The sequence below is a fragment of the Burkholderia sp. Bp9099 genome (genome assembly GCF_003857805.1).
Taxonomy (GTDB): Bacteria; Pseudomonadota; Gammaproteobacteria; order Burkholderiales; family Burkholderiaceae; genus Burkholderia.
This window is the reverse complement of record NZ_QTPU01000020.1, coordinates 62366-84487: the sequence shown is the minus strand read 5'-3', so window position 1 is coordinate 84487 and position 22122 is coordinate 62366. Positions and strand designations below refer to the sequence as shown.

Annotated in this window: 21 protein-coding genes; 8 read left to right on the top strand and 13 right to left on the bottom strand. The window is 67.3% G+C overall.

What is annotated here, in order from left to right:
- Window positions 1-4 precede the first annotated feature (4 nt).
- The 5 genes from DIE17_RS23370 to DIE17_RS23350 all read right to left on the bottom strand — a co-directional run bounded on the left by DIE17_RS23370 (window position 5) and on the right by DIE17_RS23350 (window position 5377).
- On the bottom strand, window positions 5-943 hold the full coding sequence (locus DIE17_RS23370; RefSeq protein WP_124485141.1) for a glycosyltransferase family 2 protein: 939 nt from the start codon (window positions 941-943) through the stop codon (window positions 5-7).
- A gap of 10 nt (window positions 944-953) precedes the next feature.
- The gene (locus DIE17_RS23365; RefSeq protein ID WP_124921336.1) at window positions 954-2540 is read right to left on the bottom strand and encodes a DHA2 family efflux MFS transporter permease subunit; all 1587 of its coding nucleotides are present in this window, start codon (window positions 2538-2540) and stop codon (window positions 954-956) included.
- Entirely contained in the window at window positions 2537-3820 is a 1284-nt protein-coding gene (locus DIE17_RS23360; RefSeq protein ID WP_124921335.1) for a glycosyltransferase, read from the bottom strand. The genes DIE17_RS23365 and DIE17_RS23360 overlap by 4 nt, the downstream gene beginning before the upstream one ends.
- Window positions 3821-3837: 17 nt before the next feature.
- On the bottom strand, window positions 3838-4407 hold the full coding sequence (locus tag DIE17_RS23355) for an isoprenylcysteine carboxylmethyltransferase family protein (RefSeq protein WP_124921334.1): 570 nt from the start codon (window positions 4405-4407) through the stop codon (window positions 3838-3840).
- Window positions 4408-4474: 67 nt separating this feature from the next.
- A complete protein-coding gene (locus DIE17_RS23350; RefSeq protein WP_044844375.1) occupies window positions 4475-5377 on the bottom strand; it encodes an alpha/beta fold hydrolase in 903 nt (300 codons plus the stop codon).
- Between the two features lie 719 nt (window positions 5378-6096).
- Here DIE17_RS23350 and betI point away from each other — a divergent pair.
- Genes betI through betA form a run of 3 tightly spaced genes read left to right on the top strand, consistent with a single transcriptional unit; the run spans window position 6097 to window position 9906 of the window.
- Window positions 6097-6681, top strand: coding sequence for a transcriptional regulator BetI (gene betI / locus DIE17_RS23345; protein ID WP_044844376.1), 585 nt, complete (start codon window positions 6097-6099; stop codon window positions 6679-6681).
- A 32-nt stretch (window positions 6682-6713) separates the two neighbouring features.
- Entirely contained in the window at window positions 6714-8183 is a 1470-nt protein-coding gene (gene betB, locus DIE17_RS23340; RefSeq protein WP_044844377.1) for a betaine-aldehyde dehydrogenase, read from the top strand.
- A gap of 22 nt (window positions 8184-8205) precedes the next feature.
- A complete protein-coding gene (gene betA, locus DIE17_RS23335; RefSeq protein WP_044844378.1) occupies window positions 8206-9906 on the top strand; it encodes a choline dehydrogenase in 1701 nt (566 codons plus the stop codon).
- 77 nt (window positions 9907-9983) lie between these two features.
- On the opposite strand, the gene DIE17_RS23330 is transcribed toward betA, so the two are convergent.
- The 6 genes from DIE17_RS23330 to DIE17_RS23305 form a co-directional block, all read right to left on the bottom strand.
- Window positions 9984-11108: a hypothetical protein gene (locus tag DIE17_RS23330; RefSeq protein ID WP_124921333.1), complete on the bottom strand. Its 1125-nt coding sequence runs from the start codon at window positions 11106-11108 to the stop codon at window positions 9984-9986.
- 223 nt (window positions 11109-11331) lie between these two features.
- Window positions 11332-11835, bottom strand: coding sequence for a hypothetical protein (locus DIE17_RS23325; protein WP_044844380.1), 504 nt, complete (start codon window positions 11833-11835; stop codon window positions 11332-11334).
- 123 nt (window positions 11836-11958) lie between these two features.
- Window positions 11959-12783: an OmpW family protein gene (locus tag DIE17_RS23320; RefSeq protein WP_124485133.1), complete on the bottom strand. Its 825-nt coding sequence runs from the start codon at window positions 12781-12783 to the stop codon at window positions 11959-11961.
- A gap of 72 nt (window positions 12784-12855) precedes the next feature.
- Window positions 12856-14109, bottom strand: coding sequence for a DUF2957 domain-containing protein (locus DIE17_RS23315; RefSeq protein ID WP_124921332.1), 1254 nt, complete (start codon window positions 14107-14109; stop codon window positions 12856-12858).
- Between the two features lie 71 nt (window positions 14110-14180).
- Window positions 14181-15794 (bottom strand): DUF2957 domain-containing protein, encoded by a 1614-nt coding sequence (locus tag DIE17_RS23310; RefSeq protein WP_124921331.1) that lies wholly within the window; start codon window positions 15792-15794, stop codon window positions 14181-14183.
- A gap of 622 nt (window positions 15795-16416) precedes the next feature.
- The gene (locus tag DIE17_RS23305) at window positions 16417-16713 is read right to left on the bottom strand and encodes a cupin domain-containing protein (protein ID WP_044844384.1); all 297 of its coding nucleotides are present in this window, start codon (window positions 16711-16713) and stop codon (window positions 16417-16419) included.
- A gap of 415 nt (window positions 16714-17128) precedes the next feature.
- On the opposite strand from DIE17_RS23305, the gene DIE17_RS23295 reads away from it, so the two are divergent.
- From DIE17_RS23295 to DIE17_RS23285, 3 genes are all read left to right on the top strand, one after another.
- Window positions 17129-18073 carry an ABC transporter ATP-binding protein gene (locus DIE17_RS23295; RefSeq protein ID WP_124485130.1) on the top strand — a complete coding sequence of 315 codons (945 nt, stop codon included), beginning with the start codon at window positions 17129-17131 and terminating at the stop codon, window positions 18071-18073.
- 5 nt (window positions 18074-18078) lie between these two features.
- Complete coding sequence (locus DIE17_RS23290; protein WP_124921330.1) at window positions 18079-18849, top strand: ABC transporter permease; 771 nt, start codon at window positions 18079-18081, stop codon at window positions 18847-18849.
- Between the two features lie 145 nt (window positions 18850-18994).
- Complete coding sequence (locus DIE17_RS23285) at window positions 18995-19696, top strand: MBL fold metallo-hydrolase (protein WP_124485128.1); 702 nt, start codon at window positions 18995-18997, stop codon at window positions 19694-19696.
- 56 nt (window positions 19697-19752) lie between these two features.
- On the opposite strand, the gene DIE17_RS23280 is transcribed toward DIE17_RS23285, so the two are convergent.
- The gene (locus tag DIE17_RS23280) at window positions 19753-19983 is read right to left on the bottom strand and encodes a hypothetical protein (RefSeq protein ID WP_044844388.1); all 231 of its coding nucleotides are present in this window, start codon (window positions 19981-19983) and stop codon (window positions 19753-19755) included.
- 256 nt (window positions 19984-20239) lie between these two features.
- On the opposite strand from DIE17_RS23280, the gene DIE17_RS23275 reads away from it, so the two are divergent.
- Window positions 20240-20686: a YciI family protein gene (locus DIE17_RS23275; RefSeq protein ID WP_124485127.1), complete on the top strand. Its 447-nt coding sequence runs from the start codon at window positions 20240-20242 to the stop codon at window positions 20684-20686.
- A gap of 240 nt (window positions 20687-20926) precedes the next feature.
- A complete protein-coding gene (locus DIE17_RS23270) occupies window positions 20927-21358 on the top strand; it encodes a YciI family protein (RefSeq protein ID WP_044844390.1) in 432 nt (143 codons plus the stop codon).
- Window positions 21359-21425: 67 nt separating this feature from the next.
- On the opposite strand, the gene DIE17_RS23265 is transcribed toward DIE17_RS23270, so the two are convergent.
- Window positions 21426-22022, bottom strand: a complete 597-nt coding sequence (locus DIE17_RS23265) for a TetR/AcrR family transcriptional regulator (protein WP_124921329.1) — start codon at window positions 22020-22022, stop codon at window positions 21426-21428.
- Between the last annotated feature and the right edge of the window lie 100 nt (window positions 22023-22122).

Below are 22122 nucleotides of genomic sequence, written 5' to 3'. Positions count from 1 at the left end.
GCCCTCACCCCTGCTGGACGCGCCGCGCGCGCGCGGCGAGACGCGGCCGCGTGCGCTCGAGCGGACCGAGCCGCCCGAACAGGCCGTCGGCGATGCCGAACGCGATGCCCGCGAGCTTGGCGCGCTTGTCGCGCTCGACGAGCGCGATCTGCACGACCTGCCACACGGTCAGCAGGTTCGGCACGATCGCCACCGGAAAGCGCAACCCGTACTGCATCCCGAGCTGCACCGCATTGCGTGCGCTGTAGTAGCGCCGTTGCCACGAGTGATTCATCGACGTCATTTCGAAAGGGCCGAACGCGTGCCGCTGCTTCGCGCCGATCCGGTGCGGCAGCACCAGCGACGGCACGACGTAGAGCGGCACGTTGCGCGCAAGCGCGCGGAAGCTGTACTCGGTATCGACGTGATCGATGAACAGCGTCTCGTCGAAGCGGCCGAGCACGTCGAACGCGGCGCGCGACACGACGCAGCCCGACGAGATCAGGAACGCGCAGCGTTGCGGCGGCGCGTCGGGCGCGAGATGCAGCCGGCGCAACGCGATCCCGTCGGTCGCGAGTTCGGGCAGGAAGCTGCGCGCGTTCTCGTCGAAGATGCGCGGGCCGGCCAGGAACGCGCGCCCCGCGAGCCCCGTGCAGGCGTCGCGCATCGTCGCGAAGTAACCGGCCGGCACCGACGAATCCTGATCGAACAGCGCGACCGCGTCGACGTCGTCGCGAAACAGCGCCGCGAGCCCCGCGTTGTAGGCGCCCGCGATTCCGCCGCGATTGCCGTGATGCAGCAGCGCGATGCCGTCGCGCGCGCACACGTCGCGAGCGCGCGCATCGGGCTGCGGCGTGTTGTCGACGACCAGCAGCGCGTCGCACGCGTGCCGCCACGCGCCGAGCGCCGCGAGCTGCGCGTCGCTCGGGTGATACAGGATCACGAGTGCGCCGAGTGTCGTCATGCCGCTCTCCTCAATGTCCGAACGAAGCGGCCGCGCCGCGCTTCGGCCGCGTGAGCCACATCATCGCGGCGAGCACGAGGCACGTCATGCTCGCCATCCAGAACATGTCGCCCGTCGCCATCATGTACGCCTGCTGCATCACGACCTGGTGCAGCGTGGACAGCTCGCGCACGCCGTCCACGCCCATCGCGTTCAGCGTGTGCACGAAGCGCTGCGTGTTCGCCGACGCGTGCGTGACCGATTGCGACACGACGCCGTAGTGATAGGTCGCGCGGTTGTCCCACAGCGTCACGCTCATCGCGGTGCCGAATGCGGCGGACAGCGTGCGCAGGAAGTTCGACAGGCTCGACGCGGCCGCGAGCCGGTCGTCCGGGATGCGCGACAGCGTCGCGGCCGTCAGCGGAATGAAGAAACACGGCAGCCCGATCCCCTGGATCAACCCGGGCGCGGCGATCTGCACGAACGTCATCTTCAGCGTGAAATGCGCATCCCATGCGAGTACGGCCGCAAATATCAGGAATCCGAACGTCGCAAGCACACGCGCGTCGAAGCGATGCGCGTGCAGGCCGACGAGAATCGAGAACACCAGCGCGAGCACGCCGAGCGACGCGGTGGCGAGCCCCGCGTGGAACGCGTTGTAGCCCATCACCGCCTGCATCCACAGCGGGAACACGACGCCCACCACCGAGAAGCTCATCATCCCGAGCGAGATGATCAGCACGCAGAACGAGAACGTGCGGTCGCGAAACAGGCTGAGGTCGACGACCGGATGCGCGTCGCCGGCTTCCCAGATCAGCAGCGACACGATCGCGAGCGCCGCGACCACCGCGAGCGTGACGATCAGCGGCGAATCGAACCAGCCCTTGTCGTGACCGAGATCGAGCATCGCCTGCAGCGAACCGACGCCGATCACGAGCAGCACGATGCCCGGCACGTCGACCGGGCCGGCCGCGCCGCGCTGCGCGTCGGGGCGCAGCATCGCGGTGCAGACGGCGAACGAGAACAGCCCGATCGGCAAATTGATCAGGAAGATCCACGGCCACGAGAAGCTGTCGACGATCCAGCCGCCGACCACCGGCCCGAAGATCGGCGCGAGCAGCACCGTCATCGCCCACAGCGCGAGCGCGACCGTGCGCTTGTCCGGCGGGAACGTGCGCAGCAGGATCGTCTGCGACAGCGGCACCATCGGCCCCGAGCACAGCCCCTGCAGCGCGCGGCACACCACCAGCACGTGCAGGTCGCGTGCGAGTCCGCACAGCAGCGACGTCAGCGTGAACAGCAGCACCGCGCCGACGAACAGCCGCAGCTCGCCGACGCGCCGCGCGAGCCAGCCGGTCAGCGGCACCGCGATCGCGGCCGCGACCGAATACGAGCTGATCACCCACGTACCCTGGCTGTTCGACACGCCGAGACTGCCGGAGATCGCCGGCACCGCGACGTTCGTCACGGTCGAGTCGAGCACTTCGATGAAGGTGGCGAGCGACAGCGCGAACGTCAGCAGCGCGAGCCGCGCGCCGCGCACCGGCGGCGCGGCGGGTGCGGGTTCGCGTGCATCGACGGCGGCGGGCGCGTCCTGAAGCGGCGCTGCGGTGCTCATGCGCCCGCCGTCGCGAGGTAGGCCTGCACCCGCGCGCGTCCGTGGTTCGGCGCGAAGCGCTCGATGAAATCGGCGGCGCGCTCGCAGCCGTCCGGCGCCGCATCGATCAGCGCACGCGTGCGTTCCGCATGCACCGCGAATTCCGGCTCGTCCAGCGCGCGCGCGAGCGCCGCACCGAGACGCGCGCCGTCGACGGGGCCGTCGATGCGCACGCCGGCGCCGCTCGCCGCGACGCGCTGCGCATTGTCGAACTGGTCGTGCGCGAACGGCGTCACGACCTGCGGGATCCCGGCTTCGAACGCGAGCGCTGCGGTGCCGATTCCGCCGTGATGCACGAGCGCGCGGCAACGCGGCAGCAGCGCGCGCATCGGCACGAAGCGGCGCACCAGCAGCCGGTCGCCGGCCGGTGCCGCATCGTGCGGGCTCAGCAGGATGCCGCGCGCGCCGGTGGCATGCAGCGCGTCCGCGACCGCGCGCGCATACGCGGCGTGATCGACCCGTGTCGACCCGGCCGTGAACACGACGGGCGGCTCACCGGCCGCGAGGAACGCGTCGAGCGCGCGATCGTCGTCGGGCGTCGCGATGTCGTTGAACAGCGGAAAACCGCTTTGCAGATGACCGGCCGGCCAGTCGCGCTGCGCCGGTGCGAACCAGTCGGGAAACAGGCACAGCACGCCGTCGGTCGAATGCAGCCAGCGGCCGAGCACGCGCCGCGCGGGCGCGAGCCCGAGATCGCGGCGCACCGCGTTGAGCGCCGGCCCGCACACGCGGTCGAGCACCTGCCGCTCGATCAGCGTCATCAGCGCCGCCTTCACCGACAGCGGCCAGCGCGCGGGAATCGTCAGGCGCGGATGCGTCGGCGGAACGTGCGCGGACAGCAACGTCGACGGCGACACCTGCACCGACACGTACGGCGTGCCGTGCAGCTCCTGCATGAAGCGCGCGGAAAACGCCCACAGCGTGCCGACCAGCACGGTATCGCGATCGGTCAGCGCGCGCAGCGCGTCGTAGTGCGGGCGCAGCACGGGCGCGATCACCTGCCACAGCGTGCGAAACGACGTGCGCGGATCCCACAGCGCCGGGTTCGCCATCGCGGCCTCGTACTCGGCCGCGGTGCCGACCGGCACGAACGTGAAGCCGCAGCGGCGCGCGGCCGCCTCGAACGGCGGATGCGTGCAGAACACGACGTCGTGGCCGCGCGTCGCGAGCGCGCGCGCGACGCCGAGCAGCGGATGCACGTCGCCCGCCGAGCCGATCGCGGTCACGATCACCTTCGCCATCGCGCGCCTCGCGGGAGTCAGTAGAAGCCGGGGATCAGCGCCGCGACCTCGCGGCGATACTGCGTGTACGCCGGCCCGAAATGGCCGGTCAGCCAGCTCTCCTCGACACGCACCTTGTACGCGAGCGACGCGAACACGAGCGCGACGCCGAGCGCGCCGCGCCACTCGCCGCCGATCAGCGCGGCGCCGGCCAGCGCGATCAGGCAGCCGGTGTAGATCGGATGACGCACGAGGCCGTACGGCCCGGTGCGAACGAGTTCGTGGTTTTCCTTCAGCGTGACGGACACGCTCCAGTTCGTGCCGAGATGCAGCCGCGCCCACACGGAGAACAGCAGCCCCGCGACGAGCACCGCGAGCCCGCATTGCGCCTGCAGGCCGAAGCGCTGCCAGTCGGGCACGAGCGCCTGCCACGACGGATCGGGCAGGATGATCAGCGCGCCGCCGACGATCAGCGGAATCGACTGCAGCGTGCGCGAGCGCGACGCCTCCTTGCGCACGGTCGTCTTCACGGCCTGCGACGTCGCGATCCAGTAGGCGAGCCAGATGGCCCACGGAACGACGATGGCGATGGTCTGAACGATATTCACGGCTGGCCTGCCTCGTGTGGATGAGAATTCGGATGTATCCGGTGCGCCCGCTGCGCGACGTGCTGCGTCACGACGACAGCGCCGGCATCGGCGCGGACACGCACGCATGCGCGGCGCCGAGCGCGATGCCCGCGGCAACGGGCGGCGCGTCGCAGAAGTAGTCGAGCAGCGCCGCCCGCGTGGCTTCGCGCTGCGCGCGGCCTTCGATGTCGAGGAAATGGCCGGCGTCGGGAATCGTCGCGAAGCGTGCGCGCGGCACGTGCGCGGCCAGCTGGCGAACGTCGGCCGGCGTCGTGTATTCGTCGCGCTCGCCGTTCAGGAACAGCAGCTCGCAGCCGATGTTCGAGAACTCGCTCAGGTAGCGTTCCGGCTGCAGCGACAGGATCTGGTCGACGTGGAACGCGACCTGGTCCTGCTCGTCGCGCGGCAGCCGCGTCAGATACCGGTAGTTGTACAGCTTCATGATGCGCGGCAGGTAGCGGCCGACCGTATCGTTCAGCAGCTGCGCGGCCTTCAGGTTCTCGCCGGCCGCGATGTGGTCGCGGGCGCGCGTCACGTAGTCGACCATCGCGTCGTTCAGGAACGGCGAGAACGAGCAGATCGCCGCGCGCCGCACGCTCGGGCAGCCGCGCGCGAGCGCGAACAGCGACGCGACGCCGCCCCACGATACCGACACGAGGAACGCGGGCGCGAAACGCTCGACCAGATGCTGGAGGATCGCGGCCTCGTCGTCCTTGGTCAGGATGAAGCAGCCGGGATTGTGCTGGCGCGACTGCCCCGCGTACGGCAGGTCGAAGCAGATCGTGTTCATCCGCTCGCCGAGATACTGGACGGTCTGCCCGAACGAGGCGGTCGTCGCGAGCGCGCCGTTGACGAGCATCGCCGTGTCGAACGACGGATCGAACACGTTCCGTTCGACGTAGACCTTCAGACCATTCGGTAGCGGGACCACGTATTTTTCGGTCGGCATCGTCGTTCTCCGGTGGATGCGGCGTCTCGGCGTCGCGGCATGCTGCAGGTGCGCAATGGCGGGCGCCGGCCCTGTCACGGTCGTTGGCCGCGCCCATTGCCGACGCACCGCGGGAATAACCCGCGGCGCCGATTCATTCCTTGTGGTGCGGCGCCATACTAATACGGGCAATATTACTTACTCAAGTCATTCCAACGATCCCCTCTACTCCACCTGGAAATACGCCAGATTCGAATATTTTTGGCATTTTTTATGGTATGCGGAATCGACCATAAGGTGGCGGCAATCGTTTGCGAGCGAGCCTTCAATCAATGGCACCACCAAATCATTTCCTTTAAATTCAAATAGATAAAATATTTTAATCGATCGATTGAAGCGAGTTTTCAGAAATTTCCGTTAGCGGCGCCTGGCATTCGAATTCCCGGATTTACGAGAATTTCACATAGCTCGACATTCTTTCGATCAGTAATAAATCGAATACGGAAACATTCGCGGCCATTGCACCGTCTTTACCGAAACCGTTTTAAACAAACTTCAAATTATTTAACCACCTTTCAATCGGTTTTTCCGCACCTGCACAATCGCGGCGGCATCATCGGCTTGGTTCCTCCACCCTTCCATCTACCGTCGGACCCCGATTTTTTATTGATTGAACGGTCAATAAAAAACCGCTAAGCTCTCGGCTTCCAGGAACGGCCCGTCCGGGCGAAGGAGTCGCGATGCCGAAAGTCGGAATGCGGGAGATTCGTCGCGCGCAGTTGATCGACGCGACGCTGCGCTCGATCGACGAAGCCGGCCTGCCCGGCACGACGCTCGCCTCGGTCGCGCAGCGCGCGAACATCTCGACGGGGATCGTCAGCCACTACTTCGGCGACAAGGACGGCCTGCTCGAAGCCACGATGCGGCACGTGCTGCGCGATCTGTGGGCGGCCACCACGCGCCGCCGCGTCGCCGCCCGCAAGGACCCGCGCTCCCGGCTGCGCGCGATCGCCGCCGCGAACTTCGACGTCACGCAGGTCAGCACGCCCGTGATGAAGACCTGGCTCGCGTTCTGGTCGCAGAGCATGCACGACGCGATGCTCAAGCGCCTGCAGCACGTGAACACGCGGCGCCTCCATTCGAACCTGTGCGCGGAATTCGCCAAGGCGCTGCCGCGCGCGAAAGCACGGGAAGCCGCCAGCGGCCTCGCCGCGCTGATCGACGGCCTGTGGCTGCGCGGCGCGCTCGCCGGCGGCCCGATCGACACCCGGGCTGCACTGAAGCTCACCCACGATTACATCGACCTGCTGCTCGCGTCCGACTGACGCGTCGCGCACTCGCCCTCAAGGAGATCCTCATGTCCGTATACGGTTTGCAGCGCCTCTACATCGGCGGCGGTTACGTCGACGCCACCAGCGGCAAGACTTTCGACACCTTCGATCCCGCCACCGGCGAACTGCTCGCGCAGGTGCAGCAGGCGAGCGCGGCCGACGTCGACCGCGCGGTCGCATCGGCGCAGGAAGGCCAGCGCGAATGGGCCGCGATGACCGCGATGCAGCGCTCGCGCATCCTCCGGCGCGCGGTCGACCTGCTGCGCGAACGCAACGACGAACTCGCGGCGATCGAGACGCGCGACACCGGCAAGCCGATCGGCGAGACGCTCGCGGTCGACATCGTCACCGGCGCGGACGTGATCGAGTACTACGCGGGCCTCGCGACCGCGATCGAAGGGCTGCAGGTGCCGCTGCGCGCCGAGTCGTTCGTCTATACGCGCCGCGAGCCGCTCGGCGTGTGCGCAGGCATCGGCGCATGGAACTACCCGATCCAGATCGCCTGCTGGAAGACCGCGCCCGCGCTCGCGGCCGGCAACGCGATGGTGTTCAAGCCGAGCGAAGTCACGCCGCTCACCGCGCTGAAGCTCGCGGAAATCTATACGGAAGCCGGCGTGCCGGCCGGCGTGTTCAACGTCGTGCAGGGCGACGGTTCGGTCGGCGCGCTGCTGACCGGCCATCCGGACATCGCGAAGGTGTCGTTTACCGGCGGCGTCGAGACCGGCAAGAAGGTGATGTCGCTGGCCGGCGCATCGTCGCTGAAGGAAGTGACGATGGAGCTCGGCGGCAAGTCGCCGCTGATCGTGTTCGAGGATGCCGACCTCGACCGCGCGGCCGACATCGCGGTCACCGCCAACTTCTTCAGCTCGGGCCAGGTCTGCACCAACGGCACGCGCGTGTTCGTGCACGGCTCGGTGAAGGACGCGTTCACGCAGAAGGTGCTCGAACGCGTGAAGCGCATCCGCGTCGGCAAGCCGACCGATGCCGACACCAACTTCGGCCCGCTCGTGTCGGCCGCGCAGCTCGACAAGGTGCTCGGCTTCATCGAGAGCGGCAAGGCCGAAGGCGCGAAGCTGCTTGCGGGCGGCACGCGCCTGACCGACGGCCACTTCGGCAACGGCCAGTACGTCGCGCCGACCGTGTTCGGCGACTGCCGCGACGACATGAAGATCGTGCGCGAGGAGATTTTCGGGCCGGTGATGAGCATCCTCGAATTCGCATCGGAAGACGAAGTGATCGCCCGCGCGAACGACACGCACTACGGCCTCGCGGCCGGCGTTGTGACCGAGAACCTGTCGCGCGCGCACCGCACGATCCACCGCCTCGAAGCCGGCATCTGCTGGATCAACACGTGGGGCGAATCGCCGGCCGAGATGCCGGTTGGCGGATACAAGCAATCCGGTGTCGGACGCGAGAACGGCATCACGACGCTCGAACACTACACTCGAATCAAGTCGGTACAGGTCGAGCTCGGCCGTTACAACCCGGTGTTTTGAGAACGAGAGGAGATTCCCCGTCATGACGACACGCGAATACGACTACATCATCTGCGGCGCCGGTTCCGCGGGCAACGTGCTCGCGACGCGCCTGACGGAAGATCCGAATGTCACGGTGCTGCTGCTCGAAGCGGGCGGCCCCGACTACCGCTTCGACTTCCGTACGCAGATGCCGGCGGCGCTCGCCTATCCGCTGCAGGGCCGTCGCTACAACTGGGCCTACGAGACCGACCCCGAGCCGCACATGGACAACCGCCGGATGGAATGCGGCCGCGGCAAGGGGCTCGGCGGCTCGTCGCTGATCAACGGGATGTGCTACATCCGCGGCAACGCGCTCGACTACGACAACTGGTCGACGCACAAGGGGCTCGAGAACTGGACGTATCTCGACTGCCTGCCGTACTTCAAGAAGGCCGAGACGCGCGACGTCGGCCCGAACGATTACCACGGCGGCGACGGCCCCGTGTCGGTCACGACCAGCAAGCCGGGCGTGAATCCGCTGTTCGAGGCGATGGTCGATGCGGGCGTGCAGGCCGGTTATCCGCGCACCGACGACCTGAACGGTTATCAGCAGGAAGGGTTCGGCCCGATGGACCGCACCGTCACGCCGAAAGGCCGTCGCGCGAGCACCGCGCGCGGCTACCTCGACCAGGCGCGCGCGCGGCCGAACCTCGAGATCGTCACGCACGCGCTCGCCGACCGCATCCTGTTCGACGGCAAGCGCGCATCGGGCGTCACGTACCTGCGCGGCAGCGAGCGCGCGACCGCGCATGCGCGCCGCGAAGTGCTCGTGTGCAGCGGCGCGATCGCATCGCCGCAACTGCTGCAGCGCTCGGGCGTCGGCCCCGGCGCGTGGCTGAAGGAACTCGACATCCCCGTCGTGCTCGACCTGCCCGGCGTCGGCCAGAACCTGCAGGATCACCTGGAGATGTACATCCAGTACGAGTGCAAGGAGCCGGTGTCGCTGTATCCGGCGCTCAAGTGGTGGAACCAGCCGAAGATCGGCCTCGAATGGATGCTGAACGGCACCGGCCTCGGCGCGACCAACCACTTCGAGGCGGGCGGCTTCATCCGCACGCGCGACGACGACCTGTGGCCGAACATCCAGTATCACTTCCTGCCCGTCGCGATCAACTACAACGGCTCGAACGCGATCGAGATGCACGGTTTCCAGGCGCACGTCGGTTCGATGCGTTCGCCGAGCCGCGGCCGCGTGAAGCTGCGCTCGCGCGACCCGAACGATCATCCGAGCATCCTGTTCAACTACATGGCCGAAGCGCTCGACTGGCGCGAGTTCCGCGATGCGATCCGCGCGACGCGCGAGATCATGCGGCAGCCCGCGCTCGACCGCTATCGCGGCCGCGAGCTGAACCCGGGCGCCGATTGCAAGACCGACAAGGAACTCGACGCATTCGTGCGGGCCCGCGCTGAAACCGCGTTCCATCCGTCGTGCTCGTGCAAGATGGGTTACGACGACATGGCCGTGGTCGACGAGGAAGGCCGCGTGCACGGGCTCGACGGGCTGCGCGTGGTCGACGCGTCGATCATGCCGATCATCACGACCGGCAACCTGAACGCACCGACGATCATGATCGCGGAGAAGATCGCCGACAAGATCCGCGGACGCAAGCCGCTCGCGCGTGTCGACGTGCCTTACTTCGTCGCGAACGGCGCGATGGCGCGCAATGTCGCGAAGGCGGTGCGGCAGCCTGAAACGGCGTAACCGCGCAAGCGCCCTCCCCGGGGCGCAGCAGCAACCTGCACGGCTCGCGGTGTTTTCACCGCGAGCCGTTTTTCGTTTCATCGGGCGCGCTCGCCGCCCGTATTGAACCGCGTGGTCGCAGCCGCCCTCGGCTGCACGCGTTTCGCGCGCACGATCGGATTCGAGCGCGACGTCAGGCTCATCGCGCCGCGCAAGCGATCGAACGCGACATTCTCCGTTGGTCCGAAGCGGCCGACCGCCGGCCACGCGAGCGCTTCATCGAGCCACGTCTGCCACTCGTCGCCGTGAAAGCGGCACGCGAATTCGCGCACGATGCCCGGCGCCGCGATCACGATGCCCGCCAGCAGGTAATACGCCCAGAAGCTGTCCGCGCCGACGAGCCGGTCGAGCCGGCATACGGACACCGCCGCGAGCAGACCGTCCATCGACGCGAGATCGGTGCGCCGTTCGCGAATCGCGCGCGCAACGAGGTTGTGCCGACCGCCGTACGCAGCGAAGGACACCCCGTTGCCGGCGGCAAGCTCCGCGCAGAACATCGCGAGCGCGGCCATCTCGTCGACGCGCGCGGCATCGTCGCGCGGCCCGCAGACGCGCAGCACGATCGCGTCGATGATCGCCCCGGGCTGCGCCGACGGCGCCACGCAAGCCGCCGCGACGGCCGCGCGTCGCTCTCTCAGGTTCTTCGCGGCGGGTGCTTCGCCGTTCGCGGATGGTTCCCGTACTTCGTGCTCGCCGCCATCGTCACCGCCGCGTTCGACACCGCCGGCAATCCGCTCGAGCGCGGCCCAGCCGTCGTCGGGATCGTCGAAAGCCCATGCATCGACGAAGCCGTGCGCCGAATCGAATACCGCGCGCGATCCGCGGCAGCGTCGCTCGGCATGCGCGAGCTGTGCCGTGTCGGGAATGTGCAGGCAGGCACCGAGCGGATCGCTCGCGTCGCACGCGCAACCGCCGCCGTCCGTTGCAATCCACGGCGCGAGTTCGTGCAGGACGGCGATCGCTTCGCGCGACAGGTTCGCGCCGGCTCGCCCGCGGGCTGCGCGCGCCGGCAGGACGGCCGTTGCGCCAGCGTCGGCGTCGGCCGTCGCCACGCAAACCGCTTCGTCCAGGTGTTCGATCAGATACTGCAGCCACGCGGCCGTGCGCAGCCGGTCGAGCGTCGCACCGCGGGCATCGCCATACTTCGCTGGGTCGGTAAGCATGGGGGGTCCGGAATGGTTGTCTTGTGTCGGTCGAAGCAGGCGGCACGGTGCGCCGCACCGGCCCCCTGCACGGCCGCCCGCCTCGGATCGCGAGGCAGGCGGCCCGCCGGCCGTCGCGCCGCTACGCGCGACGACGCGGATGCATCGCGAAACCGGAACGCCCGCCGCGCATCCCTGCACGGCCCTCGTCCATGGCGGGCGTCCGGCCTCGATCAGGTGCCGCTTACTGCACGTGGAACTTCGGCGACGTGGCAACCGTGCCGCTGACCGTGCAGTCCGGCGTCAGCACTGCGTTGTTGAACGTCAGCGACGAGTTCGGATCGCTCCACGTCGTCACGATCTTGCTCGGCCCGCAGGTACCGAGCAGCGTCACGGTCACCTTCGCGTTGTTGATCGTCAGTTGCGTCGTGCTGTCGGCCTGCCCCGTCCACGGCGCCGCGCTGGTCGCGCTGCCGCTGATCAGGCCGCACGTCGCGCCGCCCGCGAACGTCGTCGACGTGATGTTGACGATGCCCGTCGAGCTGATCGTGCCGTTGAACGTCGCGTTGCAGCTCGCGTTGATCGCCCCCTTGGCCAGGACCGTGAGGCCCGTCGCGGAGAACGGTTCCCCGTTCGGGTTCATCGCGTGCCCGTCGACACGCGAAACGGTCACGGCGAAAGCAGGCGCGGCCGAAACCACGGTGAATGCCACTGCAGCAACAAGCGATACGAGTTTGCGAATGCTCATTTGAACTGCCCCCTCTCTCTTCACAATTGGCGGCACGCCGCCAGGAACGCGACACGCCGGCCGGATTCGCCCGGCCGCGCGGTCGCAGGAAGCCGCCGGCGTGCGCGATGCACGCCGGACGGCTCAGAACCTGTAGGAAACACCGACGAACGTGATCAGCGGGTCCGCCTTCAGCCGCGTGCGCGTGGTCGCGAGCGTCGAACCGTCGGCGGCCTTGATCACGAGCGACGAGTAGGTCTTCAGCGGCATGTAGGTCAGCGTCGCCGTGAGCCCCCAGTGCTTGTCGATCGCATAGCTCGCGCCGACGTTGTAGACCGGCGTGAACGACGACGACGCCTTGCCCTCCACCGACGTCGGCCCCGGCTTGCCGGCGCCGGCCGCGAGCACGCTGCCGAGGTTCTCGTTGATGTCCTTCGCGAAGTTGCCGTTCAGTTCGATGTTGCTGAACCAGCTGTAGGCCACGCCGATCCCGACGAACGGACGGAACTTCGCGGTCGGTGCATTGAAGTAGTACTGCAGAATGATCGTCGGGCTCCATTGCCGTGCGTTCTTCACGGCCGGCTGGTTCGCCGGCTTGTCCATGTCGACGTTGCCGAGCGAACCGGCCGGACCGGGCGGCCTGATCACGCCGTGCCCGGTCAGCGTGAACTCGGGCGGCACGCCGAGCACCGACGTCACCGCGATGTGGTCGGTGAAGAAGTGCGTGAGCGTGAGGCCGACCGTATCGGCGTTGTTGACCGTCAGGCTCGTGCCCGGCGACGTGAACGAACCGGGCAGCCGCAGCGGCCCGTTGATCGGCATGCTCGCGAGATTCGTCGTCAGCCCGTTGGTCGAATCCTGCGGCATGATGTGCAACCAGCCCAGCGTCGCGACGTTGTCGCCCGCCTGCTGGGCCGATGCGAGCGTCGACACGCCTGCGACGACACCCGCGACAATCAGCTTCTTCATCAAGTCTCCCCTCGTTTCGTCCGGGCACCGCGCCGTTGCGCGCGGCACCGCCGTGTCTCCATCCATGCGCGGTTACTGCACGAACGCACCGACCGTGAAGTACGGATTGCGCGTATCGGCCATGTCGAGGAACCCGAACACGCCGCCGGTGAACACGAACTTGCCGGTCGCCGGCCCCGACGCCGCGTCCGCGTGCACGGTCGTCACGACGCCCGGCACCTTCTGCGTGTAATCGAGGTTCAGCGCGCGCGTGAGCGCGGCCTGCGATGCGTTGAACGGATCGAGCAGCGTCGCCTGCGCACCGACGAGCGCGGTCGCGCGATAGTTGAACGCGCTGTCGACGCCCGTGTACTCGCCGTTCTGCGAGCCCTGCGCGATCGCCGCCTGCGGGCTCAGGAACGAGATGCCCGACTCGTCGTCGGCGCTCGGCGGGCCCTGCGTCAGGTCCGCGTTCGCGGCGCCCGTGCGGATGAAAACCGGCACGAGCTGGTTGCGCAGCTTGCCGACGATCAGGATCCCCTTGCCGGCCTTCGCCGGATCGAGCGCGGCGAGCGTCGGCGCAATCTGCGGCTGGTAGTTCAGCGACTGGAACGCCGGGGCGTCCGCGCGCAGCGTGAATGGCTGGTTCACGGTCGCGCTCGACGCGAGCGGCTGACCGCCGTTCTTCTTGCCGAAGTTGTCGGTCTCGACATAGCTGCCGTCCGCGTGGATCGTCACCTGTTGGTCGAGCGCCACCGGCTGGAAGTTCTGCGACGGCACCTGGTGGTAGCCGAGCTGGTTGTACGTGCCGGCGATCTTCGACAGATCGGTTTCGAGCGACGAGAAGCTGATGAACGGGTAGTACGGGAACGTCGTCTTCGGAATCCTGCCGACACCGATCACGCCGTCGAACTGGATCGTCGCGCCGGGAATCGCGCCGCCGAGCACACCTTCGCCGAGGAACAGGCGCGCCGGACGGCTCGGGTCGAGGCTCGCGTTCTGCATCCGGAACGTGCACTGGTTCAGCTTCACGGTCGGCAGGCCCGTTTCGTCGGCCAGCGTGCCGTCGACGACGTTGGCCGGCGCGGTGTCGCGCGTCGGTTGCACGGTGCCGGTGGCGGTCGGCACCGGCGATGCGAGGTAGGTCATCCGGTACGTCATCTTCGTCGTGTCGAGCTGCACCTTCACGAGTTCGCCCGAGCCGGAGCCGCCGACGAACACCGTGCCGTAGTCGATGGCCTGCGGGCACAGCCGGACCACCGGTGCGGGCGGCGGGTCGCCATCACCGCCGCAGGCGGCCAGCACGGGCGCGAGCGACACCGCGGCCATCCAATGCTTCACATTCATAGGAATCCTCTCGAATTTCGATTCGCCGGCGGCGACGCGTGCACCGCCGGTGTTCCGGGTTCAGTCCACGGTTACTGGACGAACGCGCCGACCGTGAAGAACGGATTGACCTTGCTGTTGTTGACGACCATCGCGTACACGTTGCCGGCCGTCACGAGCCAGCCCGTGTCACCCTTGCCGAAGATCGCCACGTTGCCGTTCGCCCCCTTCGCGTCGAAGTCCTGCGAGGCCGTGACCTTGATCTTGCCGGGCGTCGCCTGCGTGTAGTCGAGCGCGAACTGCGACGTGACCGACGACGTCTGCGGATCGATGAACGCCGCGGTGGCGCCCTGGAACAGCGTCGACGTATAGTTCGCGGCCATCGTCGACACGGCGGTGCCGTCGTTGCAGCTGCCGGCCTGCGCCAGGAAGAAAGTGCCGTCGAAGGTGCCGGGCAGATCCGGATGCGGGACGTTGTTGTTGAAGCTCGGCCCCGACGTCGCGATCGCGAACGTCGCGGTGCTGGGTGCCACGACGCCGCACGCGGACGCGCTCGTTGCGCCGATGAACCCGCCTTTCAGCGAATTCGCGCCGACGGCCGTGGTCCGCGACAGCATCGAGATCCCCACCTCGGCATCGGCCACCGACGCCAGCAGGTTGCTCGCGTCGATATGCGTGTAGCCCACGCGAATCACGATCGGCACCAGCACGCCGTTCAGCTTGCCGACGATCATGATGCCCTTCGCCTGACTCGGCGCGACGATGACGATTGCCGAGCCCTGCCCCGCGAACGGATAGATGAGGTTTCCGCCCGCCTTCGCCACCGGGTGGCTCACGAACACGTTGTCGGACGAACCGTCCGTATTCTTGCGCAACGCCCACGGCGTCCCGGTGGTCTGGCACGAGTAGTCGCTGCCCGCCGTGATGGTGCACGAGCCGTCGGCATTGAACGTCTGGTTCCAGTTGACGACATCGGGTTGCCAGCCGACGGCGCCCGTGCTGCTCTGCGCGCTGCCCCCGACCGGCGACAGGTGGATGCCGAGTTCGTTGTAGTTGCCGGCGACCTTCGAGAAGTCGGTTTCGGTGTCGGTGAAGCCGATGAACGGATAGAAATCGAAGGTGCGCGACGGCACGGTGCCGAGCACGACGCCCGGGAACGGCTCGAGACCGGCGAACGCGATCGTCGCGCCCGGAATCCCGCCGCCGACCACCCCGTTGCCGACGAACAGCATCGGCGGGTCCGCGCGATTGATCGTCACCGCATACGCGCCGTCGCTCGTCGCGCCGCTGTCGAGCACGAACGCGCAGCGGTTCTGCTCGGCGGTCGGCAGATTGGCCGGATGGTGAAACGCGCCGCTGATCGTCAGGCCCGCACGCGTGTCGTTGACCTGCCCCGCCGACGTCGGCACCGACGACTCGATGAACTGCATCTGATACGTCAGCTTCGTCGTGTCGAACTTCACCTTCACGTATTCGCCGCTGCCGGCGCCGCCCGTGTAGGTCGTCGTGTAGTCGAGCGAATCCGGACACAGCTTCTTCACGACGGGCGGTGTGGTCTCGGCGCCGCTCGGCCCGCATGCGCTGCCCGAGCACTGCGGCACGTTGATCGGGCCCGGATCGTCGCCGCCGCCGCAACCGGCGACGAACGGCAGCGCCAGCACGGCGCACGACAGGATCGCCTTCCGCCATTCAGGAATGCAAAGCATCAACCCCTCCTTTTGAGGTACGACAAGTCTCGTCCGGACGGGCTGCGTGGCCCGCCGGTTGGTATCGCGCCGCCGCGACGGCGCGCGGCGCATGACGATGCGCGCAATGCGCGCCGCGTTGCCGGTCGGGCAAACGTGATCAGGACCGCCGCGGCAGGCAAGCGCTCTCCGGCGGCGCCGTCATGCGGCACGGCACCGTCGGAGCAATCGAAACGGGAAGTGGTGCGTCGCTACAGCGGCAACGCGATGTGATGACGCAGGCACGCGACTCGCGTCGCGCCCGCATCCGGCGAAATGCAGCAAAACGGCCGTCCGGCCGGCCCCTCGGAAAGGCGTCTCATGGTGTGGTCTCCATACGTACGCTTGATTCGTTATCGTGATGCGTCGTTGGTCGAGACTATGATCGGACGATACGCACAAGTAAATGGATGCAGAGTTCCAAACGCGCCGAAGCGCGCGCGCCTAGTGCGAGCAGGGCGTTTGACAATTTTTCAAACGGCCTTCATTTTATTTGCTCAGACAAATACCGGGGCCGTACAACGCGCGTTCGAACGAGGGCGCCCGACCCACGCGAGGCCCGGCGTGCGGGCCTCAGGCGGGCCTCACGCACGAGGGCGCACGCTCACACGTCGATGATCGCAAGTGTGCCGTGGCTGCCCGGCAGCACCGCGTGACGCGTGCCGGCGACCGCGAGATACATCTGTCCGGCCTCGACCACGACCGTCTGCGCGTCGACCTCGAGCATCAGCCTGCCGTCGAGCACCAGCAGCCCCTCGTTGTAATCGTGCACTTCGGCTTCGTACGGCTGCGCGTCCATGCGCAGCACCTTGATCCGGGCCGGGCCGACTTCGCCGACGATCGTGGATTGCCATGCGACGGCCTGGGCCGCCGCGACGGACTTGAAATCGATCAAAGACATGCGCACCGCTCCTGGAACGTGAGAGGAACGCATTATCGCGAGCGCGGCGCACGCCGTCCCGGTACGGCGCGGCGTCGACCGGGCAGCACAGTCGTGCCGGCCGCCAAGCGCTCACGCGAGCGTCATCCGATTGCCCGAAAACCGCGCGCATTGTTCACTCGATTCCAATAAAGCATCGCTTTATTGAATCAAACGCGCGCATTTCACGCAAATCCCGCACCGGCATCCCATGTCCTTGCCGTTGAAATGCATTTCCATCTTCCGATTGCTAATATGGCGGTCCTGCGATCCCGCACCACAACGCCGTTCGACATGACGCCCGTTCGCCATGCCGCCCCCGCCCCCGCTTCGCCGCGGCGGCTCCGGGCACGCGCGGCGCGCAGCGTCGGACCGACCGGCCGTGCCATCCGTGAGCATGCAACCGATCCTTTCCGTCTCCGACCTCTCCAAGACATACGCGTCCGGCTTCCAGGCGCTGAAGCACGTGACCCTCGACATCCGCCCCGGCGAGATCTTCGCGCTGCTGGGCCCGAACGGCGCGGGCAAGACCACGCTGATCGGCTCGATCTGCGGCATCGTCACGCCGACCGAAGGCCGCGTGACGGTCGGCGGTCACGACATCCGCGACCAGTACCGCGCCGCCCGCGAAATGATCGGCCTCGTGCCGCAGGAGCTGACCACCGACGCGTTCGAAACCGTCTGGGCGACGGTATCGTTCAGCCGCGGCCTGTTCGGCAAGGCGCCCGATCCCGCGTACATCGAAAAGACGCTGAAGGCGCTGTCGCTGTGGGACAAGCGCGACAACAAGCTGATGACGCTGTCGGGCGGCATGAAGCGCCGCGTGATGATCGCGAAGGCGCTGTCGCACGAGCCGCGCATCCTGTTCCTCGACGAGCCGACGGCCGGCGTCGACGTCGAGTTGCGCCGCGACATGTGGAAGCTGGTCGACTCGCTGCGCGAAAGCGGCGTGACGATCCTGCTGACCACGCACTACATCGAGGAAGCCGAGGAAATGGCCGACCGGATCGGCATCATCCTCGGCGGCGAGCTCGTGCTCGTCGAAGAGAAGCGCGAGCTGATGCGCAAGCTCGGCAAGAAGCAGCTGACCGTGCAGCTCGAGCATCCGCTCGCGACCGTGCCGGCCGATCTCGCCGCGTTCGGGCTCGAACGCGCGGACGACGGCAACGCGCTCGTCTACACCTACGACTCGCAGCGCGACGACGCGAGCATCGCGACGCTGATCAACGCGCTCGGCTCGGCCGGCATCGGTTTTCGCGACCTGCATACGACGCAGAGCTCGCTCGAGGACATTTTCGTCAGCCTGATCGACAACCGCCGCAACGGCGCACAAGGGGCCTAACGCACATGGCGAACTGGAATTTCCACGGCATCCGCGCGATCTACCGCGCCGAAATGGCCCGCACGCGCCGCACGCTGATGCAGAGCATCATCGCGCCGGTGATCTCGACGTCGCTGTACTTCGTCGTGTTCGGCTCGGCGATCGGCTCGCGCATCAGCGACGTGAACGGCATCGGCTACGGGTCGTTCATCGTGCCGGGCCTCGTGATGCTGTCGCTGCTGTCGCAGAGCATCTCGAACGCGTCGTTCGGCATCTACTTCCCGCGCTTCACGGGCACGATCTACGAGATCCTGTCCGCGCCCGTGTCGTACTGGGAGATCGTGATCGCCTATGTGGGTGCGGCCGCATCGAAGTCGCTGCTGCTCGGGCTGATCATCCTCGCGACGGCCGGCCTGTTCGTGCCGCTGCACATCCTGCATCCGTTCTGGATGGTGCTGTTCCTCGTGCTGACGTCGATCACCTTCAGCCTGTTCGGCTTCGTGATCGGCATCTGGGCCGACAGCTTCGAGAAGCTGCAGCTCGTGCCGCTCCTGATCATCACGCCGCTCACGTTCCTCGGCGGCAGCTTCTATTCGGTCGACATGCTGCCGCACGCGTGGCGCATCGTCACGCTGTTCAACCCGATCGTCTATCTGATCAGCGGCTTCCGCTGGTCGTTCTACGGGCTGGCCGACGTGCACGTGGGGATCAGCCTCGCGGCGACCTCGCTGTTCCTCGCGATCCTGCTTGCAGTCGTCGCGTGGATGTTCCGCACCGGCTACAAGCTGAAGAACTGACGCGGCTCGGCCAAGGGGGCGCCGCGGTTCGCGGATTCGGAGCCGCGCTGCTAGACTGGATCGGAAGATCGACTGCTGCCGTCTGCCGCGCCGCAACCCGCGACGCGCGGACGGCCCGGCTCCCTTCCCTGCGCGAGGATCCCCGATGAGCGCCTCCCGAATCGACGTCGTCCGCGACGGCCTGTTTCGCGCCACGTCCTACGTCGAAACGCTGAACCTGAGCTTCAGCCAGTTCTTCGTACGATCGCCGCACGGCGACGTGCTGTGCGTCGAAACGGGCACCCGTTCCAATTTCACGCAACTGAGCGCGGCACTCAACACCATCGGCATCGCGCCGTCGATGGTCAGCAGCGTGATCGTCCCGCACTTCGAGGCCGACGAAATGGGCGCGCTGCCCGACTTCCTCGCGGCCAACCCGGCGCTCGTCGCGTACGGGCATCCGATGTGTACCTGGGGGCTTGCCGACGTATTCGGCGTACATGCGGTTCCGCTGACGGACGGTGAACCGAGGACGCTGTCGGGCATCGACGTCGTGCCGGTCTTCACGAAACACGTGCATCAGTGGGATTCGCTCGTCGTGTACCTGCCGGCGTACAAGGCGCTGCTGTCGTCGGACATCCTGATGCGCTTCGGCAGGGAGGAAACCGACGACCCGCTGCCGGCGATCCTCGACGCGATCACGCGCTCGGACTACCTGCCGTCGCTCGCGCACCTGGCGAGCGCACTGCGCCGCATCCAGGCGCTCGATCTCGACATCATCCTGCCGATGCACGGCCCGGCGATCACGCACGACATTGCGCGCGTGATCGCCGGTGTGATCGCGCATTGCGACGCGGCCGCGGCATAGCGCACGCGCTGTCGCGTGCGGCAGCCGGCAGCCGGCAGCCCGTCGCCCGTCGCCGGTCAGGCGCCGGTCACGACGAATTCGGCGGACGCCTTGCTCTGGACCGCGGCCATCACCGCGAGTTCGCGCTTGCTGCGCGGCTCGCCGGCCACGACGCCCGTCGCATGCTTGGCCTTCGCGCCGAGCGGAAAGAACACGAACGACGCGCCGGCCGGCGCATCCGGCTCTGCCCGCAGGCGTTTGTTCAGAATCTTCAGGTACTTTTTCTTCGAGACTTCCTTCGTTGCCATGGCGCCCTCCGCATGAACGTAATGCAGACCAGCATACCAGTTTTGACCGGCGGCTCCAGCGCGCCGCGGCACGATCGACCCGTACCGGAATCAACCGGCTTGCGCGACTCGCCGCGTCATCGGGCATCGAGATTTTTTTTCGCGCGATGTCGATTCGCGCGATCGTCGCGCGTCGTAGTGTCGTAACCGATCGATTTGCCGTCCGCACGGCCGGCCGGTCGCGGATCTTCCCTTTCCCGTTCAAGGAGTCACAACGATGCGCGTCATGGTAATCGTCAAGGCAACGGCCATTTCCGAATCGGGCGCGATGCCCGATACCGAACTGCTGGCCGCGATGGGCCAGTACAACGAGGAACTCGTGAAGGCCGGCGTGATGCTGGCCGGCGAAGGGCTGCACCCGAGTTCGCGCGGCAAGCGCGTGCACTTCTCCGGCAAGGACCGGACCGTCATCGACGGCCCGTTCGCCGAAACCAAGGAACTGATCGCCGGCTACTGGCTGTGGCAGGTCGACTCGATGGAAGAAGCCGTCGAATGGGTCAAGCGCTGTCCGAACCCGATGCCGATCGAATCGGACATCGAGATCCGCCAGGTGTTCTCGCCCGAGGATTTCGGCGCGGAATTCACGCCCGAGCTGCAGGAGCAGGAAGCGCGGCTGCGCGCGCAACTCGGCGACGGCCCGAAGGCGCCGCCGGCCGGGAACTGACGGATCGCACTGACCTGCCCGCCGGGCGGGCCGCCTCGCAGCCGTGCGCGGCGGCCCGCCCGGAAAGTCTCGGGTCGATCGCGCCCCGGCACCGCGCCACCCGCCGTTCCAGCCTGCCCTTCGGCGCTTTTTTTTCACCTCCGTTGTCGATTTCCCTGCTTGCCGGCCGTCCTGATGTCGTAAGCCCGTTCGCCTTGCGGCGGACGATCATTCGACCACCCACCCCAAGGAGATACGACCATGCGCGTCCTGGTAATCGTCAAGGCCACCGCCGATTCCGAATCCGGCCGGATGCCCGACCCTGAAATGTTCGCTGCGATGGGCCGCTTCAACGAGGAGCTGGCGAAGGCCGGCATCCTGCTGATCGCCGACGGCTTGCAGCCGAGCATGCGCGGCAAGCGCGTCCACTTTGCCGGCAAGAACCGCACCGTCATCGACGGCCCGTTCGCCGAAACGAAGGAGCTCGTCGCCGGCTTCTGGCTGTGGCAGGTGAAATCGATGGAAGAGGCGGTCGAATGGGTGAAGCGCTGCCCGAATCCGATGCGCGGCGACTCCGACATCGAAATCCGCCCGCTGTTCGAAGCCGAGGACTTCAGCCCGGCATTCACGGCCGAACTGCAGGCGCTGAAAGCGACACTGAGCGCGCAAGCCGAGGCCGGGAAGCGCACGTAAGCCGTGTGGCGTCTGGCGACTCCACATGACCGCCGGGCGCCTTCGCTACCCGCCGGCGCGGCACGGCTCACGCGCGGTTGCGCGGCACCGCGAGCCGCTCGACCGCCCCAGCGGTCACGTCCCTGAACATCCCGGCATTGCCGTACGCCCGCGCGGCAAGCATCGCGCCATAGACCAGCGACACGAACGTCGCGGCCTCGGTCTGCACCGACACGCCCGGCTGCACGACGCCGTCTTTCACCCCGGTGTCGAGCACGCGCACCAGCCACGCCGCAAGGTCGTCGAAATGCGCCTTCACCGCCCGCGCGACTTCGTCGGGCAGCGCCGGCAACTCCGCGCCGAGCATGCCGGCGACGCAGAACGGCGCGCTGTCGTCCGCGATGCAGCGTTCCCAGTAGCCGATGTATGCGCGCATCTGCACCAGCGCGTCGGCACCGCTCGCGTCGAGCAACGCCATGTCGGCATCGAATTTCGCCTGCGAGTGCTGCAGCACGGCGACCGCCAGATCCGCCTTCGTCGGAAAGTGGTGGTGAATGCTCGCCTTCCTGATGTCGATCGCGTCGGCGATGTCGGCATAACTGAACCCGCTGTAGCCGCGCCGCATGATCAGTTGCCGCCCGGCTTCGAGTATGCGGCCCGCCGTACTGTCCCCCGATATCGTCATATCGCCTACCATCTAGTCGGATGAAAAACACGGATAGTTTACCTCCCTGAGATACTCTTTTCCAGCCGTGATTTCTTCTTGCACATCATCCTACCTACTA